This is a genomic window from Variovorax boronicumulans (genome assembly GCF_029892485.1).
Taxonomy (GTDB): domain Bacteria; phylum Pseudomonadota; class Gammaproteobacteria; order Burkholderiales; family Burkholderiaceae_C; genus Variovorax; species Variovorax boronicumulans_B.
Genome location: NZ_JARXVG010000001.1, coordinates 437,023 through 456,405, shown reverse-complemented (window position 1 = coordinate 456,405; position 19,383 = coordinate 437,023). Strand labels below are relative to the sequence as shown.

At 65.1% G+C, this 19,383-nt stretch carries 13 protein-coding genes; 8 read left to right on the top strand and 5 right to left on the bottom strand.

The genetic code is table 11. From position 1 onward, the window contains the following. Window positions 1-5: 5 nt before the first annotated feature. The 3 genes from folD to M2282_RS02160 form a co-directional block, all read right to left on the bottom strand. Window positions 6-857, bottom strand: coding sequence for a bifunctional methylenetetrahydrofolate dehydrogenase/methenyltetrahydrofolate cyclohydrolase FolD (folD, locus tag M2282_RS02170; RefSeq protein ID WP_280807143.1), 852 nt, complete (start codon window positions 855-857; stop codon window positions 6-8). Window positions 858-933: 76 nt separating this feature from the next. Continuing rightward, window positions 934-1,566 carry a response regulator transcription factor gene (locus M2282_RS02165; protein WP_012747279.1) on the bottom strand — a complete coding sequence of 211 codons (633 nt, stop codon included), beginning with the start codon at window positions 1,564-1,566 and terminating at the stop codon, window positions 934-936. Beyond that, window positions 1,563-4,103, bottom strand: coding sequence for a PAS domain-containing sensor histidine kinase (locus M2282_RS02160; protein WP_280807142.1), 2,541 nt, complete (start codon window positions 4,101-4,103; stop codon window positions 1,563-1,565). The genes M2282_RS02165 and M2282_RS02160 overlap by 4 nt, the downstream gene beginning before the upstream one ends. A gap of 215 nt (window positions 4,104-4,318) precedes the next feature. Between M2282_RS02160 and aceE the strand changes: the two genes are divergently transcribed. From aceE to lpdA, 4 genes are read left to right on the top strand one after another with little or no spacing between them, the layout of a single operon-like run. Beyond that, window positions 4,319-7,048, top strand: a complete 2,730-nt coding sequence (gene aceE, locus M2282_RS02155) for a pyruvate dehydrogenase (acetyl-transferring), homodimeric type (RefSeq protein WP_280807141.1) — start codon at window positions 4,319-4,321, stop codon at window positions 7,046-7,048. 49 nt (window positions 7,049-7,097) lie between these two features. After that, a complete protein-coding gene (gene aceF / locus M2282_RS02150) occupies window positions 7,098-8,774 on the top strand; it encodes a dihydrolipoyllysine-residue acetyltransferase (RefSeq protein WP_280807140.1) in 1,677 nt (558 codons plus the stop codon). Then, on the top strand, window positions 8,771-9,364 hold the full coding sequence (locus tag M2282_RS02145) for an MFS transporter (protein ID WP_280807139.1): 594 nt from the start codon (window positions 8,771-8,773) through the stop codon (window positions 9,362-9,364). Before aceF ends, M2282_RS02145 begins: the two co-directional genes overlap by 4 nt. Next, a complete protein-coding gene (gene lpdA / locus M2282_RS02140; RefSeq protein WP_280807138.1) occupies window positions 9,361-11,178 on the top strand; it encodes a dihydrolipoyl dehydrogenase in 1,818 nt (605 codons plus the stop codon). The genes M2282_RS02145 and lpdA overlap by 4 nt, the downstream gene beginning before the upstream one ends. Window positions 11,179-11,267: 89 nt before the next feature. On the opposite strand, the gene M2282_RS02135 is transcribed toward lpdA, so the two are convergent. Beyond that, window positions 11,268-11,855, bottom strand: a complete 588-nt coding sequence (locus tag M2282_RS02135; protein ID WP_280807137.1) for a C40 family peptidase — start codon at window positions 11,853-11,855, stop codon at window positions 11,268-11,270. Between the two features lie 241 nt (window positions 11,856-12,096). Between M2282_RS02135 and M2282_RS02130 the strand changes: the two genes are divergently transcribed. Beyond that, complete coding sequence (locus M2282_RS02130) at window positions 12,097-13,227, top strand: PQQ-dependent sugar dehydrogenase (RefSeq protein WP_432422858.1); 1,131 nt, start codon at window positions 12,097-12,099, stop codon at window positions 13,225-13,227. A 9-nt stretch (window positions 13,228-13,236) separates the two neighbouring features. On the opposite strand, the gene M2282_RS02125 is transcribed toward M2282_RS02130, so the two are convergent. Next, complete coding sequence (locus tag M2282_RS02125; protein ID WP_280807135.1) at window positions 13,237-14,019, bottom strand: alpha/beta hydrolase; 783 nt, start codon at window positions 14,017-14,019, stop codon at window positions 13,237-13,239. 158 nt (window positions 14,020-14,177) lie between these two features. Here M2282_RS02125 and M2282_RS02120 point away from each other — a divergent pair, with 158 nt between their 5' ends. The 3 genes from M2282_RS02120 to odhB all read left to right on the top strand — a co-directional run bounded on the left by M2282_RS02120 (window position 14,178) and on the right by odhB (window position 19,258). Beyond that, entirely contained in the window at window positions 14,178-14,783 is a 606-nt protein-coding gene (locus M2282_RS02120; protein WP_280807134.1) for an isochorismatase family protein, read from the top strand. A 281-nt stretch (window positions 14,784-15,064) separates the two neighbouring features. Next, window positions 15,065-17,941 (top strand): 2-oxoglutarate dehydrogenase E1 component, encoded by a 2,877-nt coding sequence (locus M2282_RS02115; protein WP_280807133.1) that lies wholly within the window; start codon window positions 15,065-15,067, stop codon window positions 17,939-17,941. A gap of 54 nt (window positions 17,942-17,995) precedes the next feature. Continuing rightward, window positions 17,996-19,258, top strand: a complete 1,263-nt coding sequence (gene odhB / locus M2282_RS02110) for a 2-oxoglutarate dehydrogenase complex dihydrolipoyllysine-residue succinyltransferase (RefSeq protein ID WP_280807132.1) — start codon at window positions 17,996-17,998, stop codon at window positions 19,256-19,258. Window positions 19,259-19,383: the final 125 nt, after the last annotated feature.

Genomic DNA, 19,383 nt, shown 5'->3' with positions numbered 1-19,383 from the left:
GTGAATCACTTGGCGGCGCGTTCGGCCGCTTCAAGGGTGTTGATCAAGAGCATGGCGCGGGTCATGGGGCCGACGCCGCCGGGCACGGGGGTGATCCAGCCGGCCACTTCCTTCACGCCATCGAAATCGACGTCGCCGGCGAGCTTGCCGTCCGCCTTGCGGTTCATGCCCACGTCGATGACGACCGCGCCGGGCTTCACCATGTCGGCGGTCAGCAGGTTGAGCTTGCCGACAGCAGCGACGATCACGTCGGCCTGCCGCGTGATCGCGCCCAGGTCTTGCGTCGCGCTGTGGCAGATGGTCACGGTGGCGCTCTTGGCCAGCAGCATCATGGCCATCGGCTTGCCGACGATGTTGCTGCGGCCGATGACCACCGCATGCTTGCCGCGCAGGTCGTAGCCGATGGCTTCGAGCATCTTCATGCAGCCGTGCGGCGTGCAGGGCCAGAAGCCGGGGGCGCCGGTCATCAGCGCGCCGGCGCTGGCGACGTGGAAGCCGTCCACGTCCTTGGCGGGCGAGATGGTCTCGATGACCTTCTGGCTGTCCATGTGCCTGGGCAATGGCAGTTGGACCAGGATGCCGTGCACCTTCGGGTCGTCATTGAGTGCGCGGATGCGGGCCAGCAGGTCGGCTTCGCTCAGGTCGGCGGGGTAGGTCTCCAGCGTGGCTTCGAGGCCGGTCTGCGTGCTGTCGTTGACCTTGTGCTTCGTGTAGACCTGGCTGGCCGGGTCTTCGCCCACGAGGATGATGGAAAGAGCCGGGTTCACGCCACGGGCCTTGAGTGCGGCGGTGCGGCCTGCGACTTCGGCGCGGATGGTTTTGGCGAGGGCGTTGCCGTCGATCAGTTGGGCGGTCATCGGTTTCGATTTTCCAAGTAAAAACGCCCGCTTGCGCAGGCGTGGGGGATATGCATCGCTATAGCGAAGATAGCTTCTAGGCCTTGGCCGCGGGGGCCGCCTGCCCGAGTGCGATCTTCAGCAGATCGGCCACCGTGTTGGCGTTGAGCTTTTCCATGATGTTGGCGCGGTGCGCCTCCACCGTCTTGATGCTGATGCCCAGGTCGTCGGCGATCTGCTTGTTCAGGCGGCCGGCGACGATGCGCTCGAGCACCTGCGCCTCGCGGCCGGTGAGCTTGGACAGCAGCGCGTCGCGGCTGGCCGACTGCTGGTGCTGCGTAAAGGCGCCGCGCGCATGTTCGAGCATGCGCTCGACCAGCGTGACGAGCTCTTCGTCGTTGAAGGGCTTCTGGATGAAATCCATCGCGCCCTTCTTCATGCTGTCGACCGCCATCGGCACGTCGCCGTGGCCGGTGATGACCACGATCGGCAACGGAGAGCGCCGCTCGATCAGTCGATCCTGCAATTCGAGGCCGGTCATGCCGGCCATGCGGATGTCGACGATCAAACAGGCGACTTCGCGCGGGTCGTATCGAGAGAGAAAGGATTCGGCGGAATCGAAACAGCGGACTCTGTAGTCCTTGCCTTCGAGCAGCCATTGCAGCGAATCGCGTACGGCTTCGTCATCGTCGACGACGTAGACCGTGCCCTTCTTCGGAATCAAACTCATGCAGGTACCTTTGCCTCGTCGCTAGCTACGGAACTGATAGCGTCCAACACCGGAATCCAGAAGGAAAAACGGCATCCGATCACATCCGGCCCATTGTAGATGTTCTCCGCCTGCATCCGGCCGCGGTGCGACTCGACGATGGTGCGGCACAGATTGAGCCCGATGCCCATGCCTTCGGGCTTGGTCGAGAAGAAGGCTTCGTAGAGCCGGTCCATCACCTCGGGCGAGAGGCCCTTGCCCGTGTCCTGCACCGAGAACTCGATGGCGTTCTGTCCCTCGATGGTCTTGGGCAGCACGCGCAACTCGACGCTGCGGCGCGCGAGCGGCCGGTCGGCGAGGTCGATGGATTCGGCCGCATTCTTCAGGAGGTTGACCATCACCTGCTCGATCAGGATCGGGTCGACCCGCACCACCGGCAGCCGCGCGGCCACGTAGTGGTTCAGGCGCACGTTGCGGCGGCGCAGCTCGATGCCCGCGAGTTCGACGGCTTCGCTCACCATGGTCGCCACGTCGGCGGGCGTGCGGTTGGGCTCGCTGCGCTTCACGAAGGAGCGGATGCGCTGGATGATCTGGCCCGCGCGCTGCGCCTGCTTCGAGGTCTTCTCCAGCGCCGCGAGCAGCGCCTCGGTGTCGATCGTCTGGCCCTTGATGCGCGACATCATCCCGTTGCAGTAGTTGGTGATGGCAGTGAGCGGCTGGTTGAGTTCATGCGCCACGCTGGAGGCCATTTCACCCATTGTGATGAGGCGGCTCGCAGCCTGTGCCTTGTCGGCTTGCGCGGCAGCTTGCTCCTCGGCATCGCGGCGCGGTGTGATGTCGGTCGCGATCACGAGCTGCGCAAGGCGGCCGTCGACCCAAGTCAGGTAGCGCGAGCGCACTTCGAGCCATTTGCCGAGGTGGGGCACGAAGATTTCGTTGTTCGCGGCTTGCGCTGCGGTGAGCGTGTCGATCGGCAGACCAGCGTACGGGTCGACGTCGTCCAGGCCTTCGTCATGTGCGTTCGACGCCGGCACGCCGGCCTGCGCCACCATGCCCAGATGGCCCACGGTGTCGGAGCCGAACCAGAGGCGGTACAGCTTGTTCGCGAACAGCAGTTCCTCGCTGCCGATGGGCGCGACCGACACCGCGGCGTCGAGCGCTTCGAGCACCGTGGTGAAGCGCTCGTAAGACGCCGACAGCTGCTCGCGGATGCGTGTGGGCTCGGTGATGTCTGTCATCGACGTCATCCAGCCGGTCTGGTGGCCGCGCGCGTCGATCAGCGGAGAGACGTAGAGCCGGGCGTTGAACACGCTGCCGTTCTTGCGCTTCACGCGCACCTGGAAGCCGCCGGGCAGGGCGCGGCCGTGCAGTTCTTCTTCCAGCCGCTCGTTCATCACTTCGCGGTCGGATTCGAGCCAGTAGGGAAAGGGCGGCGACTGGCCGACAAGTTCGGCTTCGCTCCAGCCGGTCATCGCGCAGAACGCGGCGTTCACATAGGTGATGCGGCCTTGGAGGTCGAGCACGCGCATGCCGGTCAGCATGGAGTTTTCCATCGCGCGGCGGAAGTTGGTTTCGGCCACCAGCCGCTGCTGCGCCTGCAGGCGCCGGCGCGTGTGGCGCCAGGTGCCGATCAGCATCCAGCTGGTCAGCACGCTGAGTGCGCAGACCAGCCAGAAGAGTCCGTTGCCCACCACGCCTTGCGAGGTGCGATAGGCCTGCGCGCGCAGGATCAGCGCATTGCCGACGGGCGACACGGGCACTTCGTATTCGTTGGTGCGCTCCGACCATGGCAGCAGCCGCGTGCCGCTGTCCTTCAGGCTGGTCGTGTTGCCGGCGATGACGTTGCCCTTGGCGTCGAGCAGCGAGACCGCGTAGCGCGCCTGCACCTCGGAGGGCATGCCGTAGCGCAGCAGCCCGTCGACCGAGAACTCGCCGAGCACGACGCCCGCGAACAGGCCCTGGTCGAAAAGAGGGATGTGCAGCTGCAGCATCGCTGCCGGGTCGCCGCCGGCCACGGGCTGCGAATACACCGGCTGGCGCAACTCGCGCGCCAGGGCGTAGTTGCTCTCGATGTCGCCGGGTCGAAGTACGTCGCCGATCAGGTGTTGCTGCGCGGGATGCACGCTGGGCGCCGCATAGCCGGCCTTGAAGCGGCGGCGATCGTCGATCCAGGTGATGGTCTGCAGCTCGGGGAACTGGCTCACGAGCGATTCGGCACGGCTGGTGAATTCGGTGGGATCGATCTCGCGGTTGGACGCATCGCGCGCAATGCGCATCAGCTGTTCCTGGCGCTCCAGCAGCCGGAGGCGCATGCGCTGCTGGGCGTATTCGACATCGCGGCGTACCGACTCCTGCTCGCGCTCGACCTCCTCGGTGCGCAGGTACCAGAAGGCCGAAACGATCGCGGCAAGAAACAGCAGCACCGCCGCCATCGGCGCCAGCATGGCCACCGCGTCCTGCAGCACGGGCGTTTGCCGGCGCCACCAGGTGCGCCACCAGGAGAGCGGCGAGGCGTTCACGGCACTGCGGGCAACCGCCAGCGGAGAGGAGAAAGGCATCGCGCGAGTTTAGGGGATGGCCCTCGGGAAACGACCGAAGAGCGTCAGTGCCATTGATCCCGTTGCGGTCGGGCGTGCCAGTGGAAATTCACAAAATATCACATTAAGAAATCAACAAGCGCCATTTGAAATTGCCAACTTTCTATGCGAAACTCGCCCGCGTTTATTGCAGAGCGCACTAAATTACAGCCACAGCCCTAAAAGGAGAGACAAGCATGTCGGCAAATCCCGAGAACCTGTTCGGCTCGGCCGCAAACGATGCGGACGCCCAGGAGACCCGTGAATGGATGGATGCACTGTCCTCCGTCATCCAGAGCGAGGGTCCCGAGCGGGCCCACTTTCTTCTCGAGCAACTGCTCGAACATGCCCGGCAGCACAGCATCGACAAGCCGTTCTCTGCCAACACCGCCTACGTCAACACCATCGAGCCCGATCAGGAAGAGCGTTGCCCCGGCAACCTCGAGATCGAGGAGCGCCTGCGCGCCTACATGCGGTGGAACGCCATGGCGATGGTGGTCAAGGCCAATCGCCACCATCCCCCTGAAGGCGGCGACCTCGGCGGCCACATCGGCTCCTTCGCCTCGCTGGCGAACATGTTCGGCGCCGGCTTCAACCACTTCTGGCATGCCGAGAGCGAGAACCACGGCGGCGACTGCCTCTACATCCAGGGCCACGTGTCCCCCGGCATCTATGCCCGCGCGTACCTCGAAGGCCGCCTGACCGAAGAGCAACTGCTCAACTTCCGCCAGGAAGTGGACGGCAAGGGCCTCTCCAGCTACCCGCATCCGAAGCTGATGCCCCAGTTCTGGCAGTTCCCCACGGTGTCGATGGGCCTCGGCCCGCTGATGGCGATCTACCAGGCGCGCTTTCTCAAGTACCTGCATGCCCGCGGCATCGCCAACACCGAGAACCGCAAGGTCTGGGTGTTCTGCGGCGACGGCGAAATGGACGAAGTCGAATCGATGGGCGCCATCGGTCTCGCGGCGCGCGAAGGCCTCGACAACCTCGTCTTCGTCATCAACTGCAACCTGCAGCGCCTGGACGGCCCGGTGCGCGGCAACGGCAAGATCATCCAGGAGTTGGAAGGCGAATTCCGCGGCTCGGGCTGGAACGTCATCAAGCTGATCTGGGGCAGCGGCTGGGACCAGCTGATCGCACGCGACAAGGAAGGGGCCCTGCGCAAGATCATGATGGAGACGAACGACGGCGATTACCAGTCGTTCAAGGCCAACGACGGCGCCTACGTGCGCAAGCACTTCTTCGGCCGCGATCCGCGCACGCTGGAGATGGTCGCCAAGATGAGCGACGACGACATCTGGCAGCTGCGCCGCGGCGGCCACGATTCGCAAAAGGTCTATGCAGCCTTCGACGCGGCCGTCAAGCACAAGGGCCAGCCCACGGTGCTCCTGATCAAGACGGTCAAGGGCTTCGGCATGGGCAAGATCGGCGAGGGCAAGAACAACGTCCACCAGACCAAGAAGCTGAGCGACGAAGACATCATGGCCTTCCGCGACCGCTTCAATATCCCGATCCCGGACAGCCAGATCGCCGACCTGCCGTTCTACAAGCCGGCCGACGACACGCCTGAAATGAAGTACCTGCACGAGCGCCGCAAGGCCCTCGGCGGCTACCTGCCGCATCGCCGCACCAAGGCCGACGAGAGCTTCACGGTGCCCTCGCTGGACGTCTTCAAGTCGGTGATGGAGCCCACGGCCGAAGGCCGCGAGATCTCGACGACGCAGGCCTACGTGCGCTTCCTCACGCAGCTCCTGCGCGACAAGGCGCTCGGCCCGCGCGTGGTGCCCATCCTGGTGGACGAGGCCCGCACCTTCGGCATGGAAGGGTTGTTCCGCCAGATCGGCATCTACAACCCCGCAGGCCAGCAGTACACCCCGGTCGACAAGGACCAGGTCATGTACTACAAGGAAGACAAGGCCGGCCAGATCCTGCAGGAAGGCATCAACGAGGCCGGCGGCATGTCCAGCTGGATCGCCGCGGCCACCTCGTACAGCACGAACAACCGCATCATGGTGCCGTTCTACGTGTACTACTCGATGTTCGGCTTCCAGCGCATCGGCGACCTGGCCTGGGCGGCCGGCGACATGCAGGCGCGCGGCTTCCTGCTGGGCGGCACCTCGGGGCGCACCACGCTGAATGGCGAAGGCCTGCAGCACGAAGACGGTCACAGCCACATCCTGGCCAACACCATCCCGAACTGCGTGAGCTACGACCCGACCTTCGCGCACGAAGTGGGCGTGATCCTGCACCATGGCTTGAAGCGCATGGTCGAGAAGCAGGACAACGTCTACTACTACCTGACGCTGCTCAACGAGAACTACGCGATGCCTGGCCTCCAGCCCGGTACGGAAGAGCAGATCATCAAGGGCATGTACCTGTCCAAGCAGGGCCCGGTGGTCAAGGCGGCCAAGGGCAGCAAGGAAGCGCCGACCGTGCAACTGCTGGGCAGCGGCACCATCCTGCGCGAGAGCTTCGCGGCACAGGAGCTGCTCGAGAAGGACTGGGGCGTGTCGGCTTCCGTGTGGAGCTGCCCGAGCTTCAACGAGCTCACCCGCGACGGCCAGGACGCCGACCGCTGGAACCTGCTGCACCCGGACCAGACCCCGCGCGTGCCCTTCGTGGCCGAGCAACTGGCGCCCACGACCGGCCCGGTGGTGGCATCGACCGACTACATGAAGGCCTATGCGGAACAGATCCGCCCCTTCCTCCCGAAGGGCCGCACCTACAAGGTGCTGGGCACCGACGGTTTCGGCCGCAGCGACTTCCGCAACAAGCTGCGCGAACACTTCGAGATCAATCGTCACTACATCGTGGTGGCCGCGCTCAAGGCGCTGAGCGAAGATGGCACAGTGCCGGTGGCCAAGGTGGTGGAAGCGATCAAGAAGTACGGCATCAATGTCGACAAGGTCAACCCGCTTTACGCTTGAACATCAACAACCAACGAACGAACGGCGCCTCGCGGCGGGAGACAACGATATGGCAGCAGTGGAAGTGAAGGTGCCGGACATCGGCGATTTCGATGAAGTCGCGGTGATCGAGGTGCTGGTGAAGGTGGGCGACACGGTCAAGGCCGAGCAGTCGCTCATCACGGTGGAGTCGGACAAGGCGTCGATGGAGATTCCTTCGTCGACGGCCGGTGTGGTCAAGGAAATCAAGGTCGAGGTCGGTGGCAAGGTGAAAGAGGGCTCGGTGGTGCTCGTGCTGGAGGCCGAAGGTGCCGCTGCGGCGCCCACGCCTGCAGCGGCCCCGGCCCCTGCGGCTGCCGCTCCGGCACCCGCAGCAGCGGCGCCTGCACCGGTTGCTGCAGCCCCTGCAGCGGCCTCCGGCCCGGTCGAGGTCAAGGTGCCGGACATCGGCGACTTCAAGGACGTCGCGGTCATCGAGCTGCTGGTCAAGCCCGGCGACACGATCGCGGCCGACCAGTCGCTGATCACGGTCGAATCGGACAAGGCCTCGATGGAGATTCCATCGTCGGGTGCAGGCGTGCTGAAGGAACTCAAGGTCAAGGTCGGCGACACGGTCAACATCGGTGACCTGATCGCGATCCTGGAAGGCTCGGCGGGCGCCGCGGCACCTGCGCCTGCGCAAGCTGCTTCAGCCGCCCCGGCCGCAGCAACTGCCAGCGCACCCGCACCGGCCGCTGCTTCGCCGGCCCCGGCTGCAAGCCCGGCAGCCGCCGCTGCACCGCACGACCCCACCACGGCGCCCAGCGCCAACCTGCCGCACGCCTCGCCCTCGGTGCGCAAGTTCGCCCGCGAACTCGGCGTGCCGCTCGAAGAGGTCAAGGGTTCCGGTCCCAAGGGCCGCATCACGCAGGAAGACGTCCAGGGCTTCACCAAGGCCGTGATGAGCGGCCAGGCCAGCACCAAGGCCTCGGCGGCCAAGGCACCGGCCGGTGGCGGCAGCGCAGATGGCGCGGCGCTCGGTCTCATTCCGTGGCCCAAGGTCGACTTCACCAAGTTCGGTGCGGTCGAGCGCAAGGACCTCTCGCGCATCAAGAAGCTCAGCGGCGCGAACCTGCACCGCAACTGGGTGATGATTCCGCACGTCACCAACAACGACGAAGCCGACATCACCGAGCTCGAAGCCTTCCGCGTGTCCACCAACAAGGAGAACGAGAAGTCGGGCGTGAAGGTCACGATGCTGGCCTTCGTGATCAAGGCGGTGGTTGCGGCGCTGAAGAAATTCCCCGACTTCAACGCCAGCCTGGACGGCGACCAGCTCGTCTACAAGCAGTACTTCAACATCGGCTTCGCGGCGGACACGCCCAACGGGCTCGTGGTGCCGGTGCTCAAAGATGCCGACAAGAAGGGCATCCTGCAGATCAGCGCCGAGATGGGCGAGCTCGCCAAGAAGGCGCGCGACGGCAAGCTCGGCTCGGCCGACATGCAGGGCGGCTGCATGTCGATCAGCTCGCTGGGCGGCATCGGCGGCACGCACTTCACGCCCATCATCAACGCCCCCGAAGTGGCCATCCTCGGCCTCTCCAAGGGCCAGATGAAGCCGGTGTGGGACGGCAAGCAGTTCGTGCCGCGCCTGACGCTGCCGCTGTCGCTGTCGTACGACCACCGCGTGATCGATGGTGCCCTGGCTGCGCGCTTCAACGCCTACCTTGGGCAAGTGCTCGCGGACTACCGTCGAATCCTGCTATGACCACGGTAGTGGCCGTCCGCAAAGGCGGCCAGGTCACGATGGCAGCCGATTCTCTGGTGACCTTCGGCGACACGCGCCTGTCGCACAAGGCCGAAGCGAACCAGAAGATCTTTACCGTCGAGGACGCGGCGGGCACCAGCCTGTTCGCCATGGCCGGCGCCGCGGCGCACTTCCTGGTGCTGCAGCACGCGCTGGCCGCACAGGAGCGCGAGAAGCTCCTGTTCGGCAGCAAGCACGAGATCTTCCGCACCTTCACGATGCTGCATCCGGTGCTCAAGGACTCGTTCTTCATGCAGACCAAGGAAGACGACCACGAGCCCTACGAGTCGAGCCAGTTCACGATGCTGATGGCCAACCAGAGCGGCATCTACGGCATCTACAGCTACCGCGAGGTGTTCGAGTTCAAGCAGTTCTGGGCCATCGGCTCGGGGCGCAGCTTTGCGCTGGGCGCCATGCATGCGGCCTATGACATCAAGTCGCGCACCTCGCGCGACGTGGCGGAGGCGGGGATCGCCGCCGCCTGCGAATTCGATCGCAATTCGGCCCCACCGGTCGACGTTCTCACACTCAAACTGAAAGTGTCCAAATGAGCGAACAACAAATCAAGGTGCCCGACATCGGCGACTTCGACGAAGTCGCGGTGATCGAGGTGCTGGTCAATGTCGGAGACACCGTCAAGGCCGAGCAGTCGCTGATCACGGTCGAATCGGACAAGGCTTCGATGGAAATTCCGTCGTCCGCCGCCGGTGTGGTGAAGGCCATCGCCGTGAAGGTGGGTGACAAGGTCAAGGAAGGCTCGGTCGTGCTGACGCTGGAGGTGGAGGGTGCAGCGGCTGCTGCTCCGGCTCCCGCCGCGCCAGCGCCTGCTGCTGCGGCTCCTGCGCCCAAGGCTGCGGCCCCCGCTCCGGCGCCCGTCGCTTCCACCTACGGCGGCAAGGTCGATGTCGAGTGCGATGTCGTCGTGCTCGGTGCCGGCCCTGGTGGCTATTCGGCCGCCTTCCGCGCGGCCGACCTGGGCCTGAAGGTCGTGCTGATCGAGCGTTACGCCACCCTCGGCGGCGTGTGCCTGAACGTCGGCTGCATCCCCTCGAAGGCGCTGCTGCACGTGGCTTCGGTGATGGACGAGGTCAAGCACTTCGCCGACCTCGGCGTGAGCTTCGCCGCGCCCACTGTCGACCGCGCCAAGCTACTCGACCACAAGAACAAGGTGGTGGGCAAGCTCACCGGCGGCCTCACGGCCATGGCCAAGATGCGCAAGGTGACGGTGCTGCGCGGCGTCGGCAACTTCATCGACCCGTACCACCTGGAGGTCGAAGAGACCTCCGGCACCAGCTGGGACACCACCGGCAAGAAGCAGACCGTCAAGTTCCGCAACGCGATCATTGCGGCGGGCTCGCAGTCGGTCAGCCTGCCGTTCATGCCCAAGGGCGATCCGCGCATCGTGGATTCCACCGGCGCGCTCGAGATGGGCACCGACCCCAAGCGCATGCTCGTGCTGGGCGGCGGCATCATCGGCCTCGAAATGGGCACGGTGTATTCGACGCTCGGGGCGCGCCTGGACGTGGTCGAAATGCTCGACGGACTGATGCAGGGCGCCGACCGCGACCTGGTGAAGGTCTGGCAGAAGATGAACGCGCCGCGCTTCGACAACATCATGTTGAAGACCAAGACGGTGGGCGCCGAAGCCACGAAGGAGGGCATCAAGGTCACCTTCGAGGGCGAGAACGCGCCGAAGGAACCGCAGGTGTACGACCTGGTGCTGCAGGCCGTGGGCCGCAGCCCCAACGGCAAGAAGATCGGTGCCGAGAAGGCCGGCGTCACGGTAAGCGACCGCGGCTTCATTCCGGTCGACATCCAGATGCGCACGAACGTGCCCCACATCTTCGCCATCGGCGACATCGTGGGCCAGCCCATGCTGGCGCACAAGGCGGTGCATGAGGCCCACGTGGCAGCCGAGGTGATCGCCGGCGAGCAGAAGGGCGACAAGGAGCTCTCCAGCGCCGCCTTCAACGCCCGCGTGATCCCCAGCGTGGCCTACACCGACCCCGAGGTGGCGTGGGTGGGCCTCACGGAAGACCAGGCCAAGGCCGAAGGCATCAAGGTCAAGAAGGGCCACTTCCCGTGGACCGCTTCGGGCCGCGCCATCGCCAACGGCCGCGACGAAGGCTTCACCAAGCTGCTGTTCGATGCCGAGACGCACCGCATCCTGGGTGGTGGCATCGTCGGCACGCATGCGGGCGACATGATCGGTGAGATCGCGCTGGCCATCGAGATGGGCGCGGACGAGATCGACATCGGCAAGACGATCCACCCGCACCCGACGCTGGGCGAGAGCATCGGCATGGCGGCGGAAGTGGCGCACGGTACGTGTACCGACCTGCCGCCGGCGAAGAAGGCGGCCTGATCAAGACGCCGGGGCGCAATCGAGCGCCCACAAAAAATCCCGCCGAGGCGGGATTTTTTTCGTCTGATCCTGGTGGATCGGAAGGAGGGTCAGTCGTCCCCGGTGCGGGCGTTGGCCGCGGCGGCCTTGATCTCTTCGGTCGGTACTGCGCCGCCGAGCACGCGGCGGGCGCCGTCGAAGCGGCGCTGCCAGTAGCTGCCGTTCATGTCTTCGACACGAACCTGGGCACCGGAGCGGGGGGAATGGATGAACTTGCCTTCGCCGACATAGATGCCGACATGGCTGAAGGCGCGGCGCATGGTGTTGAAGAACACGAGGTCGCCGGGCTTGAGCTGGCTGCGGTCGATTTTCTCGGTGGCGGCGGCTTGCTCTTCGGCGCGGCGCGGGAGCATGTGGCCGACGGTCTGGTTGTACATCGCGCGGACGAAGCCGCTGCAATCGAAACCGGACTCTGCCGTGTTGCCGCCGCGGCGGTAAGGAACTCCGAGGAAGCCGATGGCGGTGACCACCAGATCGGACGTTCGTTCGGTGACTGTCTGACGGACCTGCTTGAGCTGGCTGATCAGACCCTTGTCTGCAAGCAAGCCAGCCAGTTCGTCATCGGGTCGATCCACTTGGGGGGCTGCATGAACAGCGACGGCAAAAAGGAGGGACGCGGGTAGGACGAAAAAACGCATGGCGCGTAGGATATTGATGACGCGCGGTTATGTCAATTTAATCCGGATTGGCGAATGTGGCTGCAAATCATTGATTTGCTTGAAGTTTTTCGATTCGGCCGAAGAAAAAATGTAACGGTCGATCTTTATGGGCCATAAGCGGTTCGATTCGAATGGGCCTTCGCTGCCAAGGTGAACTGGCAAACATTCTGGATCCGGGCGTCATTTATCACCAAGATTGCGCCAACTCTCCGGAAAAGACATGAACTTGCAGATTCGAGCGATCTTTCGCCTAGCCTGCCGCGCCGCGGCTGCCGCTGGTTTGGGATTTTGTGGCTTCGCGATGGCACAGGCCCGTTCCGAAATCCTGGCGTCAGGCCTCGAAAACCCTTGGGGCGTCGCCTTCCTGCCGGGCAGCCGCTACCTGGTCACGGAACGGCCGGGGCGCCTGCGGTTGATCGGCGCGGATGGCAAGGCCGGCGCGCCCATCGCAGGACTGCCGCCCATCGCGGCGGGAGGCCAGGGCGGTTTGCTCGACGTGCTGGCCGATTCGGGCTTCGAAAAGAACCGCACGCTGTACTTCTGTTTCTCCGAGCCCGAGGCTGCGGGTTCCGCCAACAGCACAGCGCTGGCGAGCGCGCAGTTGTCTGCCGATGGCGCACGGCTGGAGAACCTGAAGATCATCTTCAGCCAGAAACCCAAGGTGGCAAGCCGTGCGCATTTCGGCTGCCGCATCGTCGAGGCGCGCGACGGCACGCTGTTCCTCACGCTGGGCGACCGCTTCAGCCGCAAGGAAGACGCGCAGAAGCTCGACAACCACCTGGGCAAGGTGGTGCGTATTCACAAGGACGGCTCGGTGCCTAAGGACAACCCCTTCGTCGGCAAGGCCGGCGCGCTGCCCGAGATCTGGAGCTACGGCCATCGCAACGGCCAGGGCGCAGCGCTCGCGCCCGACGGCCGCGTCTGGATGACCGAGCACGGCCCGCAGGGCGGCGACGAAATCAACATTCCGCAGGCCGGCCGCAACTACGGCTGGCCGGTGATCACCTATGGCGAGAACTACGGCGGCGGCAAGATCGGCGACGGCATCACCGCCAAGGACGGCATGGAGCAGCCGCTGCATTACTGGGTGCCGTCGATCGCGACATCCGGCATGGCGTTCCTGACGAGCGACCGCTATGGGGCCGGCTGGAAGGGCAACCTGTTCGTCGGCTCGTTGAAGTTCGGCTATCTGGACCGCATTGAACTGAAGGACGGCAAGGTAATTGCCGAGCACAAGCTGCTGGCCGACGCCAAGGCGCGCATCCGCGACGTGAAGCAGGGGCCGGACGGCTTGCTCTACGTGCTCACCGACGAGGCCGACGGCAAGCTGCTGCGCCTGCGTCCCAACTGAGGCGGTGCTTCAGCCGGGACAGCCCGGCAGCGGCAGGGTGGGCAGCATGCGGCGCCAGAGCCTTCTCCATTCGGGCCAGTCGTGGCCGCCTTCGGTCGTGAAGACGCGGTCTGCGGGCAGCGCGGCGGCCAGCAATCGGTGGCTGAACGCGAAGCGGTCGTCGACGGCATAGCCCAGGTAGAGCGGCGGCCTCGCGCCGAAGGTGGCGGTGGTGCCGGCATAGCCCCGCAGCCATTGCCAGAGTTGCGTTTCGTTCGGTGCGCGCGGGTCGCTGCCCGGCGGATCGCTCAACGGCCCGGTCCAGCGGGCGACGCCGCCCGCGTTGGCGATGTCGGTGCTGAGACCGCGCTCGCCCAAGTAGGGAGCGAGCGTGACGAGGCCCGCGAGTTCGCCGGGGTGCGTCTGCGCATAGAGCAACCCGCCGAAACCGCCGACCGAGATGCCGACGATCCAGATCGACTTGTAGCCCTGGCTGCGCGCCGGGGCCATCACGTCCTGGCTCAGGCGGTCGAGGATGGTCTTGTTGTTGTAGTAGCCGAGGTGCGCGTCGACCCGCATCACGTCCACAGCGAGCCTGTTGTCGTTCAGTGCTTCGACGAAGCCTTCGCGCACGAACTCGTCGGGGTGCGAGTAGGCGCCGGGCAGCATCACGATCAGCGTGTCGGCGTTCGGTGTGCAGGCGCTCTTTTCTAGCGTGGTGTCGAGCGGCACTTTGGCCGTGCGCAGGCCGCCGCAGCCGGTGACCAGCAGCGCTGCGCAAAGACCCAGAGCCGTTGTCGAGAAGGTTCGCATCTGGGTGAGTCTAGGGCTGACCATCACCGGGTGTCCGCGACACCGCAGGCGAACTCAACCATCTGCTCGCGCAAATGACTTTCCCGGCCGGGGTCCAACCCGGCCGTTTTCGGTGGTACGGTTCAGCCCACTCAACCGATACCTGAAAGACCCCGTTCATGCTGCTCGACGCCTCGCTCTCCCAACTCGTTCTCGTCGACTACCAGGCGCGACTGATGCCGGCGATCTTCGAGAGCGAATCGGTCGCGCAGAACGCGGTCCGGCTGGGCAAGATGGCGCGGCTGTTCCAGGTGCCGGTGTGGGGGACCGAGCACAACCCTTCGAGCCTGGGTGAGAACATGCCTGACATCCGCGCGCTGTGCCAGCGTACCTTGTCGAAGATGCATTTCAGCGGCGTGGAGGAGGGGCTGGGCGAATGGCTGCGCGTACCAGCCAAGGCCGTGCCCCAGGGCAATGCCCGCAGCCTGCCCAAGCATTTGCAGAAGCCCGCCGCCGCGGCCGAGGAGCGCAACACCATCGTGATCGCCGGCTGCGAAGCCCATGTCTGCCTGCTGCAGACGGCGCTCGATCTGCTGGAAGACGAGTTCGAGGTCTGGGTGGTCACCGACGCCTGCGGTTCGCGCACCGAGCGCAACCGGGATGCCGCCTTCGACCGCCTGGCCGGCGCCGGCGCCGAGCTCGTGACGACCGAGATGGTCGGCTTCGAGTGGCTGCGCACCGCGGAGCACCCCGCATTTCCTGAATTGCTCGCGCTGGTCCGATAACCGGGTCGTGGCCATCCGGGCAGGGCTCGGGTCGATGGTTCCAGCCGTCAGCCTGTTTCGAGCTCGGTGCAGCAGATCAAACAGTTACTTTCTTCGCCCTGAATGAGGGAGAGCGGGCCTTGCGAAGCCACGCCGAACCGTCATATGGTTGACGTGGCACAATGCCAAGGTACTCAGGCCCTTCCCCAGCCACAGTCGCATCCGCCAACCGGTCCAGCCGTGTCGCGGAAGGTTTCTTAACCAGCTAGTGCTTCCTTCAGGGAAGCGAAGGTCAGCGGATCATGAGCGATTCTTCTACGCCCTCGGCGTACACCGCCTATCAAGGCAACACCTACCTCTTCGGCGGCAATGCGCCCTATGTCGAAGAGATGTACGAAAACTACCTCTCCAACCCCGGCAGCGTTCCCGACAACTGGCGTTCGTACTTCGACGCCCTGCAGAACGTTCCCGCGGCCGACGGCACCAACACCCGCGACGTCCCGCACCTGCCGGTCATCAATGCGTTCGCCGAGCGCGCCAAGCAGGGCACGACCAAAGTCGTGCAAGCCAGCGGCGCCGACTCCGAACTCGGCCGCAAGCGCACCGCCGTCCAGCAGCTGATCGCCGCCTACCGCAATGTCGGCGCACGCTGGGCAGACCTCGATCCCCTCAAGCGCGCCGAGCGCCCGGCCATTCCGGAACTCGAGCCCTCGTTCTACGGCTTCACCGATGCCGACCTCGAGACGGTGTTCAACACCAGCAACACCTTCTTCGGCAAGGAGACCATGTCGCTGCGCGACCTGCTCAATGCCTTGCGCGAAACGTACTGCGGCACCATGGGCGCCGAGTACATGTACACCACCGACCAGAACCACAAGCGCTGGTGGCAGCAGCGGCTCGAAAGCGCCCGCACCAACCCGAAGCTGAGCGCCGAGCAGAAGAAGCATGTGCTGAATCGCCTGACCGCGGCCGAAGGCCTCGAGCGTTTCCTGCACACCAAATACGTCGGCCAGAAGCGCTTCTCGCTCGAAGGCGGCGAAAGCTTCATCGTCTCGATGGACGAACTGATCACCCAGGCCGGCGTCAAGGGCGTGCAGGAAATCGTGATCGGCATGGCCCACCGCGGCCGCCTGAACGTGCTGGTCAATTCGCTCGGCAAGATGCCCGCCGACCTGTTCGCCGAGTTCGACCACACCGCCCCCGAAGAGCTGCCCAGCGGCGACGTGAAGTACCACCAGGGCTTCAGCTCGGACGTGACCACCCCCGGCGGCCCCGTGCACCTGAGCCTCGCGTTCAACCCTTCGCACCTTGAAATCGTGAACCCCGTGGTCGAAGGCTCGGTGCGCGCCCGCATGGACCGCCGCGCCGACCCGCTGGGCAAGCAGGTGCTTCCCGTGATCGTCCACGGCGACGCCGCCTTCGCAGGCCAGGGCGTCGTGATGGAAACGCTGGCGCTGGCCGAAACCCGTGGCTACTCCACCGGCGGCACGGTGCACATCGTCATCAACAACCAGATCGGCTTCACCACCAGCGACCCGCGCGACAGCCGCTCGACGCTGTATTGCACCGACATCGTCAAGATGGTCGATGCGCCGGTGCTGCACGTGAACGGCGACGACCCCGAAGCCGTGGTGCTCGCCACCCAGCTCGCGCTGGACTTCCGCATGGAATTCCAGAAGGACGTGGTCGTGGACATCATCTGCTTCCGGAAGCTGGGCCACAACGAGCAGGACACCCCCTCGCTCACCCAGCCGCTCATGTACAAGAAGATCGCCCAGCACCCCGGCACGCGCAAGCTGTACGCCGACAAGCTGGCCGCTCAAGGCCTGGGCGACACGCTCGGCGACGACATGGTCAAGGCGCAGCGCGCGGCTTTCGACGAAGGCAAGAACACCGTGGACCCGGTGCTCACCAACTTCAAGAGCAAGTACGCCGTCGACTGGAGCCCGTACCTCAACAAGAAGTGGACCGACGCCGGCGACACCGCCATCCCGTCGTCCGAGTGGAAGCGCCTGGCCGAGAAGATCACCACGGTGCCGGCCGGCTTCACGGTGCACCCGCTCGTGAAGAAGGTGCTGGACGACCGCGCCGCCATGGGCCGCGGCGACGTGAACGTCGACTGGGGCATGGGCGAGCACATGGCCTTCGCCTCTCTGGTGGCCAGCGGCTACCCGGTGCGCCTGTCGGGCGAAGACTCGGGCCGCGGCACGTTCACGCACCGCCATGCCGTGCTGCACGACCAGAACCGCGAGAAATTCGACGAAGGCACCTACACGCCGCTGCAGAACGTGGCTGAAAACCAGGCACCGTTCGTCGTCATCGACTCGATCCTGTCGGAAGAGGCCGTGCTCGCGTTCGAATACGGCTACGCCTCGAACGACCCGAACACGCTCGTCATCTGGGAAGCCCAGTTCGGCGACTTCGTGAACGGCGCGCAGGTGGTGATCGACCAGTTCATCGCCTCGGGCGAAGTGAAGTGGGGCCGCGTGAACGGCCTGACCATGATGCTGCCGCACGGCTACGAAGGCCAGGGCCCCGAGCACAGCTCGGCACGCCTGGAGCGCTTCATGCAGCTGAGCGCCGACACCAACATGCAGGTGGTGCAGCCCACCACGGCCAGCCAGATCTTCCACGTGCTGCGCCGCCAGATGGTGCGCAACCTGCGCAAGCCCTTGATCATCATGACGCCCAAGTCGCTGCTGCGGAACAAGGACGCGACCTCGCCGCTGTCCGAGTTCACCAAGGGCAGCTTCCAGACCGTCATTCCCGACAGCAAGGGCCTGAAGGCCGAGAAGGTCAAGCGCCTGATCGCCTGCTCGGGCAAGGTCTACTACGACCTGGCCAAGAAGCGCGAGGAGCAGGGCAACGACGACGTGGCGATCATCCGCGTCGAGCAGCTCTACCCGTTCCCGCACAAGGCCTTTGCCGCGGAAATCAAGAAGTACCCGAACCTCGTGGACGTGGTGTGGTGCCAGGACGAGCCGCAGAACCAGGGCGCCTGGTTCTTCGTGCAGCACTACATCCACGAAAACATGCAGGACGGCCAGAAGCTGGGCTACTCCGGCCGTGCCGCTTCGGCATCGCCGGCGGTCGGGTACTCGCACCTGCACCAGGAACAGCAGAAGGCGCTCGTCGATGGCGCATTTGGCAAGCTCAAGGGCTTCGTGCTGACCAAGTAATACAAGCCTCTTTTCACACGAACACCCTCAAGAAAAACACGGAGCAATCTCCAAATGTCTATCGTAGAAGTCAAAGTCCCCCAGCTTTCCGAATCCGTGGCCGAAGCCACCATGCTCACCTGGAAGAAGAAGGCCGGCGAAGCCGTCGCCATCGATGAAATCCTGATCGAGATCGAGACCGACAAGGTCGTGCTGGAAGTGCCCGCGCCCTCGGCCGGCGTGCTTGCCGAAATCGTGCAGCCCGATGGCGCGACCGTGGTGGCCGACCAGCTGATCGCCAGGATCGACACCGAAGGCAAGGCCAGCGCCGCTGCCCCGGCTGCAGCACCCGCAGCCGCTCCGGCACCTGCCGCTACTGCTCCGGCAGCCGCTGCAGCCGCCACCGGCGGTTCGAAGTCCGACGTTGCTATGCCCGCCGCCGCCAAGCTGCTGGCTGACAACAACCTCAAGACCGGCGACGTTGCCGGCACCGGCAAGGACGGCCGCGTCACCAAGGGCGATGTGCTCGGCGCCGTGACTTCGGGCGCCAAGCCCGCGGCTGCCGCCATTCCCGCACCGGCTGCCAAGCCCGCGCTGCCGCAGGTCGCTGCACCGGTCGGTTCGTCCGACCTGGGCGAGCGTCCGGAACAGCGCGTGCCGATGAGCCGCCTGCGCGCCCGCATCGCCGAGCGCCTGATCCAGTCGCAGTCGACCAACGCGATCCTGACGACCTTCAACGAAGTGAACATGGCGCCCGTCATGGAACTGCGCAAGCGCTTCCAGGACAGCTTCACCAAGGAACACGGCGTGAAGCTCGGCTTCATGTCCTTCTTCGTGAAGGCTGCGGTGCATGCGCTCAAGAAGTACCCGGTGATCAACGCCTCGGTCGACGGCAACGACATCCTGTACCACGGCTACTTCGACATCGGCATCGCCGTCGGTTCGCCGCGCGGCCTGGTCGTGCCCATCCTGCGCAACGCCGACCAGATGAGCTTTGCCGACATCGAGAAGAAGATCGCCGAGTACGGCAAGAAGGCACAGGACGGCAAGCTGGGCATCGAAGAGATGACCGGCGGCACCTTCTCCATCTCGAACGGCGGCACCTTCGGCTCGATGCTCTCGACGCCAATCATCAACCCGCCCCAGTCGGCGATCCTCGGCGTGCATGCCACCAAGGACCGCGCCGTGGTGGAGAACGGCCAGATCGTCATCCGCCCGATGAACTACCTGGCCATGAGCTACGACCACCGCATCATCGACGGCCGCGAAGCTGTGCTGGGCCTGGTCGCGATGAAGGAAGCGCTGGAAGATCCGTCGCGTCTGTTGTTCGATATCTGATCCACCCCCAGTCTTCGCGCACTTCGTGTCGCTTCGCCAACCCCCTCAAGGGGGCAACACCTGCGGCCCGGCAAAGCCGGTTCCGCGGTGTTCGCGAAGGAAGCCTGATCCACGCTGCGCGATGG